Source organism: Flavobacterium sp. 90, from assembly GCF_004339525.1.
Taxonomy (GTDB): Bacteria; Bacteroidota; Bacteroidia; order Flavobacteriales; family Flavobacteriaceae; genus Flavobacterium.
In genome coordinates, this window is sequence record NZ_SMGE01000001.1 from 2482154 (window position 1) to 2502594 (window position 20441).

Consider the following 20441-nt stretch of genomic DNA (forward strand, 5'->3'; position numbering starts at 1 on the left):
ATTAGATTCCGCCACGAATTCATAAATTAACACGATCAAAATCCTTTTAATCTGTGCAATCTGTGGCTAAAAAACTTTCCAAACTTCGCGTATCCCGATAGCTATCGGGATTGTGAACTTTGCGGTTAGATTTATTTCTTTATTTTTAGGGAAAAGTAATCTTGTTTGTTCAAAATAATTTTGACAAATAGTATAAGTATAAAGTGTAAAAGAGAATCTTATGTTAACGAATTGTCGTTCTCATTAGGGAAAATGATCCATGGTTTGAAGGTTTTAGCTTCTTCAAATTCCAGGGTTGCATAAGATATAATGATAATAATATCGTCTTTTTGAACTTTCCTTGCTGCGGGACCATTTAGTGTGATCTCGCCTGAATTTTTTTCTCCTTTAATGGCGTAAGTTTCAAAACGCTCGCCATTATTGATATTTACAATAGCTACTTTCTCACCTTCAATAATGTTTGAGGCTTCCAGTAATGTTTCGTCGATAGTAATACTGCCAATATAATTTAAATCGGCACCGGTTACTTTAACACGATGAATTTTTGATTTTATAACTTGAATTTGCATGGTGCAAAGGTAAATTAATTTAATGAAATGGTATCAATCAGTCTTATAGAATTAACAAATACTGCTATAAATGCACGGTAGTTTTTGTCTTTACTCTTGTGATCGATAGGTAATAATGTGGATTCGTCAGCAATTACAAAATATTCTAAGTCAAACTTTTTATTGTCTTTGAAAGAATTTTCTACAAAAGCGATGGTTTCTTCGGGAGTATTTGTCTGGAATATTTCTTTGGCTTCAGTCAAAACTTTATAAATAATAGAAGCTTCTTTTCTTTCTTCCGGCGTTAGACGCTCGTTTCGGGAACTCATTGCGAGTTGGTTTTCTTCTCTAAAAATTGGACAACCCACAACATTTACGGGTAAATCGTTCTTTTCGACCATTTTCTTTACAATCTGTAATTGTTGAAAATCTTTCTCTCCAAAGTAAGCATTTGTTGGAGTAACGATTTCGAATAAACGTTTTACGATAGTTCCGACTCCGTTAAAATGTCCTGGTCTGAATTTCCCTTCCATCTGATTTTCCAGTCCGTCAAAGTCGAAAGATTGAGAAATCGTGTGTCCTTCATAAATATCATCCACTGAAGGTGCGTATAAAATTATTTTGTCACTTAAACCTCGCATTTTTTTTACGTCTTCTTCAAGTGTTCGCGGGTATTTTTCGAGATCTTCGGGATTGTTGAATTGCGTTGGATTGACAAAAATACTCACAACTGTGTCGTCATTTTCTTTAAGTGATCTTTGCATTAAAGCTAAATGCCCTTGGTGTAAAGCGCCCATTGTTGGTACAAATCCAATGGTTGAATTTACCGTTTTGATAGTTTTTAAATAGGCTATCAATGCTACTTTACCGTAGAAAATATGCATGCCAGTATTATTAAAATTTAGTGCAAACATAATATATTAGTTATAAACTGCATAAATTTTTGTAATTTTGCAACGTTTTTATTACCAAAAATTAAGTAAAATACTATTATGAAAGATAAGAGGATATTATATGTATCATCTGAAGTCGTGCCTTATTTGGCTGAAAATGAAGTTTCTTTAATGTCTTATGACGTTCCAAAAATGATTAACGATCAAGGAGGACAAATAAGAATTTTCATGCCAAGATATGGAAATATCAACGAAAGAAGACACCAATTACATGAAGTTATTAGACTTTCAGGAATGAATTTGGTAGTGAATGACTTAGATATGCCATTGATTATTAAGGTAGCTTCAATTCCTAAAGAGAGAATTCAGGTTTATTTTATTGATAATGATGAATATTTTAAGCGTAAAGCAACTTTTGCTGACGAAGAAGGTGTTTTGTATCCTGATAATGACGAAAGAGCAATCTTTTTTGCAAAAGGAGTTGTTGAGACAGTAAAAAAATTGAATTGGGTTCCTGATATTATCCATGTTCACGGTTGGCTTGCAGCTATGTTGCCAATTTACATGAAACATTATTACAAAAATGAAGCTTTATTTTCAGAAACTAAGATTGTAACCTCTGTTTATGGGCAATCTTTTGACGAAAATTTAGATTTGGAAATGATAAACAAAGTTAAATTTGACGGCGTTCCACATGAATCAGTTGCTGATTTAGAAACCCCAAATTACGAGAATATCTTAAAGGCTAGTATCTTACATTCTGATGCCGTGATTATAGCATCTGAGAATGTATCTCCAAGTTTAACAAAATTTATAGAATCTTCAGGAAAACCTTTTTTACCTTTCGCCACGAAAGATGCATTCGCTGAAGCGTATACAAATTTCTATAAAACGATGGGTCTTTAAAAATTAACATTATTATTAAACATGTATAATACTTCTTTTATTAAGAAAATTCTATTAGTTGCAACTGTTGTTCTTTTGTATTCGTGCGATAAAGATTTTAACGCTATCGGTGATGAATTAATTGGTGATAATCATTTTGATTTAGTTCCGGAGCAATATGGTGTTACGGCATTTAGCCAGGAAGTAACTCCTATTCAGTCAAATGGATTGCCATATTATAGTTTAGGGATTTATGATAACCCTGTTTTTGGAGAAACTACCGGGAATTTTGTTTCTCAGGTTGGATTAACTGCTTATAAACCAACTATTGGTGAAAGCCCTGTTATAGAAAGTGTAGTGCTTACAGTACCTTATTTTAGCCATGCAACTGCTGTTGACTCAAAAGGAGGTAATGTTTATGCGCTGGATTCTATTTATGGTCCAAAAGAAGGAAAACTTAAACTTAGTGTTTACGAATCCGGAGCGCAAATGTACAGTAGCTATTATGATGGTAATGGTTCTCTATTAGGAAAGTTATATTATAGTGATCAGGATACAAATACACCTCCACTAGCAGGTGAGGTGAATTTTAATACTAAAAAGCTTGGTATTCCGTTAAATGATTCTAAAGACAAATCACAGAATGATAACTTCGTTTTTAGTGCAAAACAAACGGTAGATTCAACTGTAGTAGATGCTAATGCTGCTATTAAAACGTATACGTATCAATATTCTGCACCACAAATGCATTTGGATTTGAATAAGGCTTTTTTTCAGGCTAAAATTTTAAATGCGACGGCTGCAAATCTTTCATCGGATGATGTTTTTCAGCAGTATTTTAAAGGTTTGTATTTTCAGGTTGAAAAAGCGGTGGATGGTAGTCCGTCAAATATGGCATTCTTAGATTTTTTAAAACCTGCCGGACCAGCTAAAATTACCATAAAGTATAAGGCTAAAACAGCAATTACGACTGATGGTGAAACAACAGAAGATAAAGTTATTACAATTAATTTGACAGGCGCGGGAACAAGTTTATTAAAAGATGCTAAGAGTTCTACTTATTCAAATGGACTAGCTAATAGAAATAAAGATACCGGTGATGACAGACTTTATCTAAAAGGAGGTCAGGGATCAGTTGCTGTTATTAATCTTTTTGATAAAACAGACCTTATAGGATATGATAGTAATAATAAGCTGGAAAATAAACCTAACGGTGTTTCAGACGAATTAGACGAAATCAGACATAACGTTATTGTTAAAAAATGGTTGGTTAACGAGGCTAACATAGTTTTTTATATTGATGCAGATAAAATGAAAACTGCAGAAAGAGAGCCAAAAAGAGTTTATCTATACGATCTGGACAATAATACAATTATTGCTGATTATGTTGATAATAGTACTAATGCTATAGATCCAAAACAAAACAGAGCTGTTTTTGGAGGTATAATAGCTCTTGATGCAACTACTAAAAAGGGAGTTAGTTATAAAGTTCGGGTTACCAAACATATTAGAAATCTTATAAAAGATGCTACTATAAAAAATGTCAGATTGGGCTTATCAGTAACTGAAGGAATTGATATTGTTTCTTCGAACAAATTAAGATTGAAAAATGATGTTATTTCAGAAGCGCCAAGAGGTTCAGTTATGGGGCCATTAGGAACAATATTATATGGTAATAATGTTTCTGCGGCTGATGCAGATAAGAAATTAAAACTTCTGATTTACTACACGAAACCAAATTAATAAATATATATGTGTGGAATTGTTGGATATATAGGTCATAGAGAGGCGTATCCTATTGTAATCAAAGGATTAAAACGACTCGAATACAGAGGATATGATAGTGCTGGTGTTATGTTGTATGATGACCAGGATGGAATAAAACTTTGTAAAACAAAAGGTAAAGTTTCAGATCTTGAAACAAAAGCAAAAGATAATTTTACAACGAATGGAAGTATAGGAATTGGACATACTCGTTGGGCTACACACGGAGTTCCAAATGATGTAAACTCACATCCGCATCTTTCAAATTCAGGTGAGTTGGTTATTATTCATAATGGAATCATTGAGAATTATGCACCGCTTAAAGAAGAATTAAAAAAAAGAGGTTATACTTTTAAATCGGATACAGATACTGAGGTTTTAGTGAACTTAATTGAAGAGGTTCAGAAAAAAGAAGGTCTTAAATTGGGTAAAGCAGTTCAGATTGCTTTAAATCAGGTTGTAGGTGCTTATGCAATTGCAGTTTTTGATAAAAAGAACCCAAATGAAATTGTGGCTGCAAGATTAGGAAGTCCATTAGCGATTGGAGTTGGAGAAGGAGAGTTTTTTATTGCTTCTGATGCTTCACCGTTTATCGAATATACTTCGAATGCAATTTATCTTGAAGACGGTGAAATGGCAAATATCAGATTGCACAAACCTCTTAAAGTTAGAAAAATAAAAGATGACTCTTTAGTAGATCCTTATATTCAGGAACTTCAAATGAATTTGGAGCAAATTGAAAAAGGTGGTTATGATCACTTCATGCTTAAAGAGATCTACGAGCAGCCAAGTGTTATAAAAGATACTTACAGAGGAAGACTTCATGCAAATGAAGGAATTGTTCAAATGGCAGGTGTTGAGGATAATCTTGAAAAATTCTTAAACGCTGACAGAATCATTATTGTAGCTTGTGGTACTTCATGGCACGCAGGTTTAGTAGCAGAATATATTTTTGAAGAGTTTACCCGTATTCCGGTTGAAGTAGAATATGCTTCTGAGTTTAGATACAGAAACCCTATCATTAATAAAAATGACGTAGTTATTGCAATCTCTCAATCTGGAGAAACTGCAGATACTATGGCGGCTATTAAGTTGGCAAAAGAAAACGGTGCTTTTGTTTTTGGAGTTTGTAATGTAGTAGGTTCTTCTATTTCGAGAGAAAGTCATGCAGGTGCTTATACACACGCAGGACCAGAAATTGGAGTAGCTTCGACTAAAGCTTTTACAACACAAATTACTGTTTTAACGATGATTGCTTTGCGATTAGGAAAAGCTAAAGGAACATTGTCAAACACTGATTTTCATACGTACTTGCAAGAATTAGAAATAATTCCTGAAAAAGTAGCTGAGGCATTAGAAACTAACGAAAGAGCAAAAGAAATTGCGGCAGCTTTTAAAGATGCTCCAAACTGTTTGTACTTAGGTCGTGGATATAACTTTCCGGTAGCGTTAGAAGGAGCTTTAAAGCTTAAAGAGATCTCTTATATTCATGCTGAAGGTTATCCTGCTGCAGAGATGAAACACGGTCCTATTGCGCTTATTGATGAGCATATGCCGGTTATCGTGATTGCGCCTAAACAAGGTCATTATGATAAAATTGTAAGTAACATTCAGGAAATAAAATCAAGAAGTGGTAAAATCATCGCTGTAGTTACTAAAGGTGATACGCAAGTTCGTGAATTAGCCGATTATGTAATCGAGATTCCTGAAACTTCGGATGCTTTATCTCCATTGATTACAACTATACCGTTGCAATTATTGTCATATTACATAGCAGTAATGAGAGGATGTAATGTTGATCAGCCACGTAACCTGGCGAAATCAGTTACTGTAGAATAAAGTTTATAAAACTCTATATAGTATTTAAAAGCGAGACGTAAGTCTCGCTTTTTTTATGCGCTTATTTTTCATTTAATTTTAAATTACGTAAGGTTTAGATTATAAGTATATATTTGTAAGAAAATATTTAATTTAAATTTTTTGCAAATGAAAAACTTTTTTATATTATCCTTCATTATTTTATGCTCTATAAAGGTTGCGGCCAAATCGCAATATTTCAGCAGTGCAGTATTTGTTAATGAATATGAAAGGGCAGTGACTTTTCCTGCCGGATATAATGTTGGTGATTATGTTGAATTTGTAAAGGTTAGCCCTTTATCTGCGGGGGCAAGTGGTAATTATCAAATTTCTATAAATTATTCACGTGGCAATATTGCGGCAGGGGCTACACATCTGGCTTCTCTATCTCATGCAAATCCCGCATTGTGGAGAGAAGTCGGGCGTACAAATAATAATCCGTATGTAAGTCTGCAAACAAATTTTACAATTGATTGTAATACAGAATCGTCAAATCCACGATTTCGTATTAGAGCAATTAATACTTATGGAACCACTACAGCACCTATTACGGTTTATATAAAAGTCGTTTCTTTAAATTCTAATGGTGCTTTTACTGCATTGAGTCTAGCTGGAAATGATCAGACTGTTTCAAAATTTTTGGCAATGACTACAGATTGGGATTTGTATGTAGGAAATAATTTTACCGCCACTGGAGCTTTGCTTGCAATTAAGGCAATTCAAAATGGTAATGTGGGAATAGGGACATCAAATCCAACAGAAAAGCTTACTGTTGCAGGAAATATAAGTTCAAGAGAAGTAAAAGTGACTGTGGACGCCGGAGCCGATTTTGTTTTTGAGAACGATTATAAACTCAATTCTTTGGACTTTTTAGATAAATACATCAAAGAGAATAAACATTTGCCTGAAATTGCTTCCGCAGAAGAAATGCAAAAAGATGGAATCAATCTGTCTGAAATGAATATTAAACTTTTGCAGAAAATTGAAGAATTAACTTTGTATGTAATTGAGCAGGACAAGCGTTTAGAAAAGTTGGAAAAAGGGAATAAGCTATAAAAAAGTAAAATGAAAAAAGTAAAATGAAAAAAGTATTTAAATTAACTATTGTTTTGTTATTGTTGCTGTGCTCTCAAAAAAGTATTTCACAAGGTATTATTACATCAACAGATGGGAGTGTAAATGCGATTAATGCATCTTCAACTACAATTCCTAAAACTGATTTAAGTAATGCAATGTGGACCGCAACTAATGCATATTGGGCAACGCCACTTATTTACAGATCAAGAAGATTCCCTGAAGATGGAACTGGAATTTTTCCTTTTAATAATTATGGAGAATTGATGATTCAAGGAACATCTCACGGAAATTATAATAAAGGCATTAGTTTGTTAACGTGGGACGGGGTTAGTGCATCCGCAGAAATTAGAATGAGAATTTCACCAAATGGTAATGTTGGTATTGGAACAATAACAACAGGAACTCATAAACTTGCAGTTGAAGGTTCAATTGCAGCACGAGAAATAAAAGTACAGGCTACAGGCTGGGCAGATTTTGTTTTTAAAAAAGAATACAATTTGCCAACACTTCAAGAAGTTGAAAAACATATTGCTGAGAAAGGGCATTTGGAAAATATTCCAAGTGAAGAAGATGTTTTAAAAAATGGAATTAATCTGGGTGAGATGAATGCTAAATTACTGCAGAAAATAGAAGAAATGACTTTGTATATGATTGATCAGAATAAACAAATAATCGATTTGCAAAAAAGATTAGAAAAAGTAGAAGTACACACAAGATAATTTAAGATTACAAAAGTGTTAAAAAAGCAAGATTTATGTCTTGCTTTTTTTAATTACCATATTTTTTTTCTTACCCATGTATTTTTATTAAATCCTTATTTTTTTTCTTAAAAATTATATGTATGCATAGTAATTTGTGACTTGTGTGTTTGATGTTTGATTTTAATTTAATAAATCGAACTGACGAATAGTTAAAATACTAACTAAAAACATGCTAAATATTAATTTATTTTAACGTTTTTTTATTAATATTAAAAATATTTGTATTTTGGCTATATAAACTAACCAAAAACAAACCTAACATGAGAGTGTATTTACTAATTATGTTGTTTTTCAGCGGAATATCCTTTGCGCAGAATACAATTACTGGTTCTGTTACTGACGGTAACAAACAAGCTATTCCTGGTGCCAACGTTGTTATTGTAGGAGATCGCAGCGGTGCTTCTACTGACTTTGATGGGACATTTAAATTGACTACTTCAACTAAGCCGCCATTTACTATTAAAGTATCTGCGGTTGGATTTACTTCTAAGACGGTAAATGTTACATCGGCTAACCAAAAGATAGATGTGGTTTTGAAAGATGAAGAAAATAAACTGGATGAAATTGTAGTTTCTGCTTCAAGAACTCCTGAACGTGTTTTAGAATCTCCGGTTACCATTGAGAGAATGGGAATTCAGGATATTAAAAAAACTGCTTCACCATCTTTTTACGACGGTATGGAGAATATGAAAGAGGTGCAGATGAATACCAGTAGTATGACTTTTAAATCTGTAAATACCAGAGGTTTTGCAACTGTAGCAAATACTCGTTTTATGCAATTGGTTGACGGAATGGATAACTCATCTCCATTGTTGAATTTTGTACTTGGTAATATGATCGGGGTTTCTGAGATAGATGTTCAGAGTGTTGAGCTTCTACCGGGAGCTTCTTCTGCGTTATATGGAGCGAATGCTTTCAACGGAATTTTGTTTATGAACAGTAAAAGTCCGTTTACAAGTCAGGGGATTTCGACTTACTTAAAAATGGGGCAAACTTCTCAAAATGCTGCTGGTAACAACATATATTATGATTTTGGGATTAGAATGGCTCATGCGTTCAATAAATATATTGCTGTCAAAGCTAACTTTACTTATATGGAAGCTACTGATTGGTATGCAACAGATTATAATGATAAAACAATTGCCGGAATCGACAGAAGTAATCCAAATTATGATGGTATAAATGTTTATGGTGATGAGGTTTCTACAAACCTAAAAGGAGTAGGGCAATCATTGGCAAGTTTAGGATTGATTCCTGCTGCAGCTGTAAATTTATTGCCAAGCACAAATGTTAGTAGAACTGGTTATAAAGAAACAGATCTTACAGATAATAAAGCAGGTAATACCAAAATAGATTTTTCATTTCATGGAAGACCTTTTGGAGATGAAAGATTAGAAATTATCTGGCAAAGTAAATTTGGTTTTGGTAACGCTGTTTATCAGGGAGCAAACAGATATTATCTGAACAACTTTGCAATGCAACAACATAAATTAGAATTTAAAGGAAAGAACTTCTTTTTAAGAGGATATACAACATCAGAAGATGGTGGTAACTCATATGATATGGTGTTTACAGGAATTAATGTAGATAGAAAATGGAAAGATGATAAAACATGGTTTGGTCAATACGCGGGTGCATATATTCAGTCTACTTTAGGCGGAGCTACTCCGGAACAGGCACATTCGATTGCAAGAAGTACAGCTGACACAGGACGTTACGTGCCGGGATCGCAAGCGTTTAAAAATGCTTTTAATCAGGTAATCAATGACGAAAGCGTGCTTACAGGTTCTAAATTAGTTGATAATTCAAGAATTTACCATTCAGATGCCAATTATAACTTTAAAGAAATGATAAAATGGGCTGAAATTCAGGTTGGAGGATCTTTTAGATTGTATGAGTTGAATTCTCACGGAAGAATCTATACAGATGCAAACGGTCCTATCAATTATAATGAATATGGAGCTTATACACAATTAGCTAAAAAATTCATGGACGATAGACTAAAGTTTACAGGATCTATTCGTTATGACAAATCAAAAAATTTCGACGGAAATTTTTCTCCTAGATTAGCACTTGTGTATTCTGGAGGAGAAAAGAAGAATCATAATTTCAGAGGATCTTTTCAAACAGGTTTCAGAAATCCATCGACACAAGATCAATACATTGGATTTAATATTGGAAATGCTGTGTTGTTAGGTTCTGCTCCGGATAACTTAGGAAGATTTAGTGAAACTTTTAATGTAAGTGCCGAAGGTCAGGCATATAATGGTGGACAGGCAACAAAAAATATGACAGGTTATGATGCTTATGATAATTCTTATATCGCAAGTTCAGTAACAGCTTTTGGTGCAATGGCAGGAACTAATCCATACGAAGCAGTTAAATTACTGAAAAAAGCGAGAGCAAATTTGGTGCAACCGGAAAAAGTAAAAGCTTTTGAGTTAGGATATCGTTCTGTTTATGAAGGTTTTTCTATAGATGTAAACGGTTATTATAATATTTACAATGACTTTATTGGTAACCTTAATGTTATTTCCACTTATTATGGACAAGCTCAGGATAGTCCAAACATTGGTAGTCCTGGAGTTCCTCCATCACCAGCAGATAAAGGTTTTCAATCAGTACGTGCAATCCAAAACGGAGAATATAGAGCATATCAATTATATACAAACTCAGATGTTGAAATTCATTCGTTAGGTTTTGGTATTGGACTTTCTAAAAAAGTAATTGCTGATTTTGAATTAGGATTAAACTATAACTATGCTCAATTTGATTTTGATCAGGCAAAAGATCCAAGTTTTGAAGCTGGTTTTAATACGCCAAAACACAGAATTAAAGCTTCTATTGGAAATGAGAAATTATTCAAAAACTTCGGATTCAATGTAAGCGGAAGATGGAATAGTGAATACATGTGGGAATCAAGTTTTGCTGACGGTTTAATTAAATCGGCTACAGTAATTGATGCGCAAATTAATTATGCGGTGCCGGTATTGAAATCTGTTTTCAAAATAGGAGCAGCAAATATTGGAGGAAAAGAATATACTCAGGTAATTGGAGCAGGAGCTATTGGTCAGCAATATTTTGCTTCCTGGACAATCAATCCGTAATTGCAAAATCTCAGATAAAACAAATATGTTATTTACTTTTCTTAAGTAGGATTTAGAAAGTGATAATTTTAAAATATATAAATTATGATAAAAAATTTCAAATGGCTTTTATTGGTTTCGTTGACCTTTGGAGCCTGTAATAGTGATGACAATGCTACAACTGTAGTAGATTCATCTGATGGATTGCCTTTGACAGCGGGTTCTGCTAATTTTTCAAAATACGTTGCATTAGGAGATTCTTTTGCTGCAGGATTTAGTGGGAATGCTTTATTTGTTAAAGGACAAGAAGGAGCTTATCCAAATTTATTAGCACAGCAATTTGCTTTAGTAGGTGGAGGTGAGTTTAAAACGCCTTTTGCAAATGATAATATAGGAGGGCTTTTATTAGGAGGAAATGTTATTGCCGGACCTCGTTTGTATTTTAATAATGTTATAACGCCAGAGCATCCTGCTTCAAGTGTTGATCCTGTAAGTGGAAAACCAACAACTGAAGTTACAGCGCACTTGTCTGGATCTTTTAATAATTTAGGAGTGCCTGGGGCTAAAAGTTTTCACTTGTTGGCGCCTGGTTATGGTAATCCTGCAGGAGTAGCTGTGGGAACGGCAAATCCATATTTTGCTCGCTTTGCTTCAAGTGCAACTACAACAGTTTTAGCAGATGCTCTAAGTCAGAATCCTACTTTTTTCTCCTTATGGATTGGAGGAAATGATGAATTAGGTTATGCAACCGCAGGTGGAGATCCTGCCGTAAACCCTTTAACGCCTCCTGCTACTTTTGACGGTGCATATAAAGCTTTAGTTGATCAGCTTGTAGCTGGTGGAAAAAAAGGCGTTGTGGCTAATTTGCCTGTTGTAACGACACTTCCTTATTTTCATGTTATAGCTTATAATCAATTAAGTCAGGCTAGTTTAACTGTTGGAGGAGTTAGTATGGTTAATACGTTAAATGCGCAATTATACGGACCTATACATGGTGCGTTGGCTTATTTAGGTCAGGGAGATAGAATCAAACTTTTGTCTACAACCGGGAATAACCCAATGATTATGGTAGATGAAAATTTGCCTGATTTGTCTGCGAGTTTAAAAGCGGTATTAATGGGCGGCGGATTAGATGCTACTACTGCTACAGTATTAGGACAGATTTTTGGAAGAGCAAGACAAACGCAGCCAACTGATTTAATTTGTTTAAGTGCTTCTTCAAGAATTGGTAAAGTTCCGTCGGTAGCGGCTGATGGAGTTGCTTCGCCTTCGCCATCGTTGTCGCAATTAGGAGTTACTTTTCCTTTACCTGACAGATATGTATTGTTGCCAAGCGAAGTAGCAGAGATTGAAGTGGCTACTACGGCTTATAATGCAACAATTAAAGCAGCGTCTGACGCGAACAATTTAGCATTTGTAGATGCGAAAGCAATTATGGATCAATTAGGTACGACAAACGGAATAACGACTAATAATGTCACTTTGACTTCTACATTTGTAACCGGAGCAGCTTTTTCTGTAGATGGAGTTCATCCTTCTCCAAGAGGATATGCTTTGATTGCAAATAAATTTATAGAGGCAATTAATTTAAAATACGGATCAAACCTTAAAGGTGTAGACGTAAGTAAATATCAGGTTTTGTTTCCTGCAGTATTACCGTAAAGCCAAATTTTTTTTAGTAAGAAAGCCGCGCATTTCTAAAATGTAGTGGCTTTTTTTTATTTTGGTAAAAAATGCTTTTTTCTGTATTTGAAGCCTGAGTTTTAGGAATCAAACAAAATAATAGTATTTTTTATAAAAAAAAATTGATTTTATATTTTAAAAAATTATCTTTGCGCTCTGAAAAAAGAGGTATTTTCGATAAACCTAAATAGCTATTTAATAAATACATAAGTAATGTCAAAAGTAATAGGAAAAGTTGCTCAAATCATTGGACCAGTAGTTGACGTAGTTTTCAACGGTAAAGATGTTGAACTTCCAAAAATTTATGATTCACTAGAAATCACTAAAAAAGATGGAACATTATTAGTTCTAGAAGTGCAATCTCACATTGGAGAAAACACTGTTCGTACCATTTCTATGGACTCTACAGACGGTTTGTCAAGAGGATATGAAGTAGTTGGAACTGGTAATCCAATCCAAATGCCAATCGGTCCAGATGTATATGGAAGATTATTTAATGTAATTGGAGATGCAATTGATGGTTTAGGAAACTTGCCAAAAACAGGAGAAAACGGTTTGTCAATTCACAGACAAGCACCTAGATTTGAAGATTTGTCAACTTCATCAGAAGTTTTATTCACAGGTATTAAAGTAATCGATTTGATCGAGCCTTATGCAAAAGGAGGTAAAATTGGATTGTTTGGTGGTGCAGGTGTTGGTAAAACAGTATTGATTCAGGAGTTAATCAACAATATCGCAAAAGGTCACGGTGGACTTTCAGTATTCGCAGGAGTAGGAGAAAGAACACGTGAAGGAAATGACTTACTTCGTGAGATGTTAGAGTCAGGAATTATTAAATATGGTGATGATTTCATGCACTCTATGGAAAATGGAGGATGGGATTTATCTAAAGTAGATATGCCAGGAATGAGAGAGTCTAAAGCTACTTTCGTTTTCGGACAAATGAATGAGCCTCCTGGAGCTCGTGCTCGTGTAGCACTTTCAGGATTATCTATCGCTGAGTATTTCCGTGATGGAGCTGGAACTGATCAAGGTAAAGACGTATTGTTTTTCGTTGATAACATCTTCCGTTTTACACAAGCAGGTTCTGAGGTATCAGCACTTTTAGGACGTATGCCTTCTGCAGTAGGTTACCAACCAACTCTTGCAACAGAGATGGGAGCTATGCAAGAGCGTATTACATCTACAAACAAAGGATCTATTACATCTGTACAGGCGGTTTACGTTCCTGCGGATGACTTAACTGACCCGGCACCGGCAACAACGTTTGCTCACTTAGATGCTACAACAGTATTGTCTCGTAAAATTGCTGAGCTAGGTATTTATCCAGCGGTTGACCCGTTAGATTCTACTTCAAGAATTTTGACTCCTCAAATCTTAGGAAATGAGCACTACGACTGTGCACAAAGAGTAAAAGAGATTCTTCAAAAATACAAACAATTGCAAGATATTATTGCGATCTTAGGTATGGAAGAGTTATCTGAAGAAGATAAATTATCAGTATCCAGAGCACGTCGTGTTCAACGTTTCTTATCTCAACCTTTCCACGTAGCGGAGCAATTTACAGGTATTCCTGGAGTTTTGGTTGACATTAAAGATACTATCAAAGGATTTAACATGATTATCGACGGTGAGTTAGACCACCTTCCAGAAGCAGCTTTCAACTTGAAAGGTTCTATTCAGGATGCTATCGAAGCTGGAGAAAAAATGTTAGCTGAAGCTTAATATAATTATGAATTATGAGTTATAAATTATGAGTATCAACTCACTTATAACTCATAACTTATAACTCATAACTAAAAAAAGATGATTTTAGAAATAGTATCACCAGAAGCAAAATTATTTTCAGGAGAAGTAACAGCCGTTACATTGCCTGGAGTTGATGGAAGCTTTCAAATATTGAATCACCACGCTCCTATTGTTTCTATTTTAGAAAAAGGAACTATTAAAATTGCAGCGTCAAGTTTCAATTTCCCTAAAGAGGTAGCGAGTAAATTCACGAAAGTAAATGACCAAACCTATACATTAGAGATTACGTCAGGTACTATCGAGATGAAAGACAATAAAATTATTGTATTAGTTGACTAAAACAATTTTAGAATAAATATTAAAAGCCATTCACTAAGTGAATGGCTTTTTTGTTTTTGTTTATTTTGAAGTGATGGTTTTCTATTTTTGTATTATTCCCCAAAAACTGCTGGAAACATATGCGTTTAAAGTTAATCCGGAGATAATTGCGTGATGGATAGAACAAAACAGAAATCGGGAAAATTAAAAGCGTATTTCTCAATATACAAAAGCCTAACATTTACGTTCCTGCTGCCAGATGCTCTGTATAGTTTTAGTTTTCTTTTTTATAAAACAGCCAGTAAGTGGTAAAGCCATCATCGCCATTAGATTTGAGTACTTTCTCATGAAATGAAGCGTTTTTTCTTTTCGTTCATAACGTGTATTATTTTTTCTTTTTGAACAGGATCTGAAATCGCAGTGATTTCCTGATTTCCTTTGTGAAGATCAATAAGAGGAGTTTCTTTTGGAATATTAGAAATGAAAACAAAAATAGTCGCAACAAAGAAGAAAAAAATAATATGAGAGAATTTTAAAATAAAGATGAAAAGTTAGATATCAATGTAGAGCTTTTTTATACTTCATATGCAAGGAAAGCGCATCTTTAATCATAAATATGTCAGAAAATTAACAAAATATGCGAAAAACACGCAAAAAATATGCAAATTTTTTGCTGCATATCTGATATATTTGTAAGTATATTAACACTTAAAAACATTATTATGAAAAAAGTTGTTTTAGGAATGCTATTAGTAGCATTAGGTTTTGGGACGATGTCTCTAACTACGAGTTCTGAGTATGTTGTCAAAACGTCAATGAATCAAAAAGAAGTTGTAGTTGGTCCTACTTACACAATTCCTTGGAAAAGTTGTTGTGAATCACCGCTTACGCCTATTTACATAGACTTAGCTAAACGCGGGTATCCAAGTTCAACTAATTTTACTATTAATAGTACCACAAGTACTACTGTTACTTATACAATTTGGTAATATTTGTTAGCATATTAATATTTTAAAATAATTTATTATGAAAAAAGTTTTTTTAGGAATGTTATTATTAGCATTAGGTTTTGGAACGATGTCTCTAACTACAAGTTCTGATTCTGTTGCTAAAACTTTACTGTCCCAAAAAGAGGTTGAAGTTGCAAAAGTTACATTTGGTCCTACATATACCATTCCCTGGAATAGTTGCTGTGAGTCACCGATTTTTACTATTGAGCGTGATATTGCGGCGCGAGGGCTACCAGCAAGTACTAATTTTATAATTAAAAGCACCACAAGTACTACTGTAACTTATAATATTTTTTAATACACCCAAAATATTAAACATTTAAAGAATTTACTATGAAAAAAGTTTTTTTAGGAATGCTGCTAATAGCATTAGGTTTTGGGACAATGTCTCTAACTACAAGTTCTGATTATGTTGCTAAAACTTCAATGAATCAAAAAGAAGTTGAAGTTTCAGTTGTTGTATTTGGACCTACGTATACCTGTTCTTGGAATAGCTGTTGCGAGTCGCCAATTACTGCTGTAGAACGCGATCTTATTCGTCGTGGATTGCCAGTTACAACAAATTATAATTTTAATAATACTACAAGCACTACCGTTACCTACACACTTTATTAATCTGTTAATAGGTAAAGTGTTTATTTGAAAATAAATTAAAAAGCCATTCGCTGCGGCGAATGGCTTTTTTGTTTGTACTATTTTCAATTTATATATTTTGCTAATTGTATAGTGTTTGATGTAAGATGAGAACAATACTTTTTAATTAAAAAATTATTCGTCCTTAACAAACTCCATAATATCTCCGGGTTGGCATTCAAGAACTTCACAGATAAGTTCTAAAGTCGAAAACCGAATAGCCTTTGCTCTTCCTGTTTTCAGGACAGAAAGATTGGCTGTAGTAATGCCAATTCGTTCTGCTAATTCGTTTGAACGCATTTTTCTTTTCGCAAGCATTACATCAAGATTTACGATGATTGGCATAATTATATTGTTAAGTCATTTTCATTTTGTAGATCGTATCCATAGCTCAATAATTTTGCTAAAACTACCAAACATAATCCCATAAACAGCGTTTGCCAGTTATATTCAATGTATGTATTAAGATTCATGAATTGAAATTTTGAATTTTCAACTTTTGGAATATAATGATAATAACTTATAGTTGATAAATATTGCGTTGTTATAATACTAATTATCATGTTTATAATTTGATATGATATAAACGAATATCCTATAATTTGGATCCTGTTATTTAATAATTGATCAAATGCAAAGTTAGCTCTTAACTGTTTAAATAATAGCATAAGATGATAGCTGACAAATAACGCTAAAAGTATTGCTAGATAATTTTTTACTAACATAGCAGCTTTAAAAAAGTAATTTTTGGGATTAACTAGAACATTAAAATCAGAACTGACACCCTGTGGTTCTATATTATCAAATTTCTTTTTAGCATTAAAATCATGATCACCAGAATTATAAATATCAAAATTATTGATTTGATAGGTTTTGCTTAATTTTTTATCGTTTTTTATTTTATTAAAAATAGCATTGTATTCACTATTGCTTGTTTTTGCGGCTGATCCACTTGTTCCTGTTTCTTTATTGTTGTAAAAAATTACTGTGTCCGGAATGCTTAACTGAATTTGGGTTTTTACTAAATATCCTTTTGAATGATGGGTGGTAGAATTGAATCCTCCTAAACTTCCATCTGGAATACATTCAAAAATTAAGGCAAATAATAGAATAAGTTGAAAAGCGCGAAAACTTAATCGTGATATAATATAAAGCACTGTTACTAATCTGTTGTTGTTTTTCATAACTTTTTAGATTTTTATTGGATGTAAATATATTAAAATTATCGATAAACAATAATAAAAAATCAATAAACGATAATTTTTTTATTATGGTGAATTTTGTTTCGATTAATCAAAACTTGGTAGAATGTATTTCTGTCTAGTGAATTAACGTCACATCACTTTATTTTTTTCTAACTTTGCTTTTATGAAATTACCCGAAAACCTGATTCAAAAGCTCGAAAATCGAAAGCAAAATAATTCGTTAAGACAATTGCCAAGTTTCAATAATCTTGTCGATTTTTCTTCAAACGATTATATTGGATTTTCAAAATCTGAAGCTATTTTTAAACAGGCACATCATTATCTAATCGAAAATGATATTATTCAAAATGGAGCGACAGGTTCAAGATTAATTTCGGGAAACCATTCCTTATACCAAATTGCCGAAACCTTTATTGCGCAATTTCATGACGCTGAATCGGCTTTAATCTTTAATTCGGGTTATGATGCCAATGTTGGTTTTTTTAGTGCTTTACCGCAGCGAAACGATGTTATTTTGTATGATGAATTAAGTCATGCTTCTATTCGGGACGGAATCGTAATGTCGAACGCAAAATCATATAAATTCAATCACAATGATTTTGAAGATTTAGAACGTCTTATTGTAAAATTTCCCAATACAACCATTTATATTGTTACCGAAACTGTTTTTTCTATGGATGGAGATTCTCCAAACTTAGAAGAACTTGTTATGCTGTCTGAAAAATACAATTGTTATCTTGTAGTTGATGAAGCACATACTTTGGGTGTTTTTGGAGAAAAAGGCGAAGGTTTGATGCAATATCTCGAATTGCACAACAGGATTTTTGCAAGAATCATGACCTTCGGAAAAGGTTTGGGATGTCATGGCGCTGCCGTTTTAGGAAGTGTAGAACTTAAAGAATATCTGGTAAATTTTGCCCGAAGCTTTATTTATACCACAGGATTATCCCCACATTCGGTTTCTACAATTTTAACCGCGTATCATCAACTCGAATTAGAAGCAGAAACAATCGAAAAACTGCGTCAAAATATTGTGCTTTTTAACCAGCAGAAAAACTTATTAGGCTTAAAGCCAATGTTTGTTCGAAGCAAATCAGCCATACAATCAGCAATAATTCCGGGTAACGAAAATGTAAAACGTCTGGCGCAACAACTACAAGATAAAGGTTTTGATGTAAAGGCAATACTTTCGCCTACAGTTCCGGAAGGACAAGAACGCCTTCGTTTTTGCATTCACAGTTATAATTCAGAGGAAGAAATTAATCAGATTTTGGAGTTGTTAAGAGACTTTGTATTTTAAATCATGGAAGAAAATTTTAAATTAGTTAAAAGTTTCCAATATTCATCGGAAGCACAGATTTTTAGTGGAAAATTAGAATCTGAAGGGATTGAAGTTTACTTGCGCGATAATAATATAGTAGATTCAAATCCTATTTGGAGCAATGCTGTTGGAGGAGTCAAGCTTTTTGTAAAAAGCGAAGACTTCGAGAAAGCAAATATAATTTTATCAGATATTAGTCAATTTTCCTTCGATGAAAATAATAGGCTACTTAAATGCCCAAATTGTGGTGCTGAAGAAATTGAAATGGTAACCACGATAAGAGATAATAAGACATTTTTTGCTTTTCTCTTCTCATTGCTTTTTGTTTTGTTGCCTTTATATGCAAAACATAGGTATAAATGCAATAAGTGTAAATTTGAATTTAATTAGTTTTAATATGACTGTCAGGCTGAGCGAAGTCGAAGTCCATTTCAATTAGCGAGCCTTCTCCCGAAGCTTCGGGATCGCTCAGGGTGCCCCATTGGTTTTAAATTTCGGTGAAACCCCAGATTTCAAAAGATTAGTTTACACCAATAACAGAAAGTCAAACTTAAAAAATCTACAATAAAGTATTCAGGAAAACATAGTGTCAACTTTGTTTTTAGCAAGAATAAAAAAGCAGTAAAGATCCGTTAAACCCGCGTCATCTGTGAGCGAAATCCCAGTGTTAAAAAACTTTCAATTTTTTTTGTAACGTTTTGACGATTCCATTACTTACGAGTCGTAATCAAAATCGCAAACCGTAAAGAGTTTCAATCATCAACTTAGATCAATCGACAAAATGAAAAATTTATTCAAATTAATAGCATTATTATTTATACTTATTTTTAGTGGAACAGCAAGAGCACAGATAAAATCTGCAAAACTTGAAAACTCTCTTTTGTGGGAAGTCTCAGGAAACGGATTGTCAAAACCAACTTATTTGTACGGAACGATTCATATGATTTGTTCAGGTGATTATTTCCTTTCGGATAAAACAAAAAAAGTATTTGATGCCTCTGAGAAATTAGTTTTGGAAATCAATTTTAATGACCCAAAAGAAATGGCAGAAATGCAGCAATTGGCGATGGGAAAAGAACCTTTAACTAAAAAATTAAGTCCGGAACAAATATCTAAATTGGATGCGATATTGAAAAAATCAGCTGGAATGACTATTCAGCAAGTAGATGCTTTTAGTTTAGTGACGGTGATGAGTTTAATTTCGATGAAGACTTTTGGTTGTAATGATTTGAAATTCTATGAAATGGATTTTATTGAAAAAGCTAAGGCTAAAAATCTGGAAATTGCCGGATTAGAAACCGTAAAATCTCAGTTTAAAACGTTGGATGATGCTTATTCAGATTCAGAAATGATTGCTATGCTTGAAGAATCAGATGTTGAAGAAACCAAACAATTGGTGACAGACTATAAACAAGAAAACTTAGAATCTTTATATAAAAATACAACGGCTGAAAATATAATGAATGCAAAAGCCAAAAAATATATGCTGGACGACAGAAATTTAAATTGGGGAAAGATTTTGCCTGAAATGATGAAAAAAGAGAGTTTGTTCGTAGCAGTTGGAGCGGCACATTTGGCTGGTGATTTAGGATTAATTAATTTATTGAAAAAAGCAGGATATACAGTGAAACCAGTAATGCAATAGTATTGT

Annotated in this window: 19 protein-coding genes; 15 read left to right on the plus strand and 4 right to left on the minus strand. The window is 33.4% G+C overall.

Annotated elements, in window-relative coordinates:
• Nucleotides 1-218: 218 nt before the first annotated feature.
• Together panD and panC are read right to left on the minus strand one after the other, a co-directional pair.
• Nucleotides 219-569 (minus strand): aspartate 1-decarboxylase, encoded by a 351-nt coding sequence (panD, locus tag C8C83_RS10040; protein ID WP_017495920.1) that lies wholly within the window; start codon nt 567-569, stop codon nt 219-221.
• Nucleotides 570-583: 14 nt separating this feature from the next.
• On the minus strand, nt 584-1462 hold the full coding sequence (panC, locus tag C8C83_RS10045) for a pantoate--beta-alanine ligase (protein WP_121328318.1): 879 nt from the start codon (nt 1460-1462) through the stop codon (nt 584-586).
• A 78-nt stretch (nt 1463-1540) separates the two neighbouring features.
• On the opposite strand from panC, the gene C8C83_RS10050 reads away from it, so the two are divergent.
• From C8C83_RS10050 to C8C83_RS10105, 12 genes are all read left to right on the plus strand, one after another.
• Nucleotides 1541-2347 carry a glycogen/starch synthase gene (locus tag C8C83_RS10050; protein WP_041520305.1) on the plus strand — a complete coding sequence of 269 codons (807 nt, stop codon included), beginning with the start codon at nt 1541-1543 and terminating at the stop codon, nt 2345-2347.
• Nucleotides 2348-2368: 21 nt separating this feature from the next.
• A complete protein-coding gene (locus tag C8C83_RS10055) occupies nt 2369-4069 on the plus strand; it encodes a DUF4270 domain-containing protein (RefSeq protein ID WP_121328320.1) in 1701 nt (566 codons plus the stop codon).
• A gap of 9 nt (nt 4070-4078) precedes the next feature.
• Nucleotides 4079-5929 (plus strand): glutamine--fructose-6-phosphate transaminase (isomerizing), encoded by a 1851-nt coding sequence (gene glmS, locus C8C83_RS10060; RefSeq protein ID WP_121328322.1) that lies wholly within the window; start codon nt 4079-4081, stop codon nt 5927-5929.
• 147 nt (nt 5930-6076) lie between these two features.
• Nucleotides 6077-7003, plus strand: coding sequence for a hypothetical protein (locus C8C83_RS10065; RefSeq protein WP_121328324.1), 927 nt, complete (start codon nt 6077-6079; stop codon nt 7001-7003).
• Nucleotides 7004-7026: 23 nt separating this feature from the next.
• On the plus strand, nt 7027-7743 hold the full coding sequence (locus C8C83_RS10070) for a hypothetical protein (protein ID WP_121328326.1): 717 nt from the start codon (nt 7027-7029) through the stop codon (nt 7741-7743).
• Between the two features lie 302 nt (nt 7744-8045).
• The gene (locus tag C8C83_RS10075; RefSeq protein WP_121328328.1) at nt 8046-10892 is read left to right on the plus strand and encodes a TonB-dependent receptor; all 2847 of its coding nucleotides are present in this window, start codon (nt 8046-8048) and stop codon (nt 10890-10892) included.
• A gap of 84 nt (nt 10893-10976) precedes the next feature.
• Nucleotides 10977-12533, plus strand: coding sequence for an SGNH/GDSL hydrolase family protein (locus C8C83_RS10080; RefSeq protein ID WP_121328330.1), 1557 nt, complete (start codon nt 10977-10979; stop codon nt 12531-12533).
• Between the two features lie 234 nt (nt 12534-12767).
• Nucleotides 12768-14279: a F0F1 ATP synthase subunit beta gene (gene atpD, locus C8C83_RS10085; protein WP_099709938.1), complete on the plus strand. Its 1512-nt coding sequence runs from the start codon at nt 12768-12770 to the stop codon at nt 14277-14279.
• Nucleotides 14280-14360: 81 nt separating this feature from the next.
• A complete protein-coding gene (locus C8C83_RS10090; RefSeq protein ID WP_121328332.1) occupies nt 14361-14642 on the plus strand; it encodes a F0F1 ATP synthase subunit epsilon in 282 nt (93 codons plus the stop codon).
• Between the two features lie 722 nt (nt 14643-15364).
• Nucleotides 15365-15610, plus strand: coding sequence for a hypothetical protein (locus C8C83_RS10095; protein ID WP_132011738.1), 246 nt, complete (start codon nt 15365-15367; stop codon nt 15608-15610).
• A 37-nt stretch (nt 15611-15647) separates the two neighbouring features.
• Nucleotides 15648-15929: a hypothetical protein gene (locus tag C8C83_RS10100; RefSeq protein ID WP_121328336.1), complete on the plus strand. Its 282-nt coding sequence runs from the start codon at nt 15648-15650 to the stop codon at nt 15927-15929.
• Nucleotides 15930-15964: 35 nt separating this feature from the next.
• The gene (locus tag C8C83_RS10105; protein ID WP_121328338.1) at nt 15965-16246 is read left to right on the plus strand and encodes a hypothetical protein; all 282 of its coding nucleotides are present in this window, start codon (nt 15965-15967) and stop codon (nt 16244-16246) included.
• Nucleotides 16247-16399: 153 nt separating this feature from the next.
• On the opposite strand, the gene C8C83_RS10110 is transcribed toward C8C83_RS10105, so the two are convergent.
• Both C8C83_RS10110 and C8C83_RS10115 read right to left on the minus strand, forming a co-directional pair.
• Entirely contained in the window at nt 16400-16609 is a 210-nt protein-coding gene (locus C8C83_RS10110) for a helix-turn-helix transcriptional regulator (RefSeq protein WP_121328340.1), read from the minus strand.
• Between the two features lie 2 nt (nt 16610-16611).
• A complete protein-coding gene (locus C8C83_RS10115) occupies nt 16612-17448 on the minus strand; it encodes a DUF2975 domain-containing protein (protein ID WP_121328341.1) in 837 nt (278 codons plus the stop codon).
• 184 nt (nt 17449-17632) lie between these two features.
• On the opposite strand from C8C83_RS10115, the gene C8C83_RS10120 reads away from it, so the two are divergent.
• The 3 genes from C8C83_RS10120 (at nt 17633) to C8C83_RS10130 (ending at nt 20435) form a co-directional block, all read left to right on the plus strand.
• Nucleotides 17633-18769, plus strand: a complete 1137-nt coding sequence (locus tag C8C83_RS10120; protein ID WP_121328343.1) for a pyridoxal phosphate-dependent aminotransferase family protein — start codon at nt 17633-17635, stop codon at nt 18767-18769.
• A 3-nt stretch (nt 18770-18772) separates the two neighbouring features.
• A complete protein-coding gene (locus C8C83_RS10125) occupies nt 18773-19180 on the plus strand; it encodes a DUF2007 domain-containing protein (RefSeq protein ID WP_121328345.1) in 408 nt (135 codons plus the stop codon).
• Nucleotides 19181-19571: 391 nt separating this feature from the next.
• A complete protein-coding gene (locus C8C83_RS10130; protein ID WP_121328347.1) occupies nt 19572-20435 on the plus strand; it encodes a TraB/GumN family protein in 864 nt (287 codons plus the stop codon).
• The last annotated feature ends 6 nt before the right edge of the window (nt 20436-20441 follow it).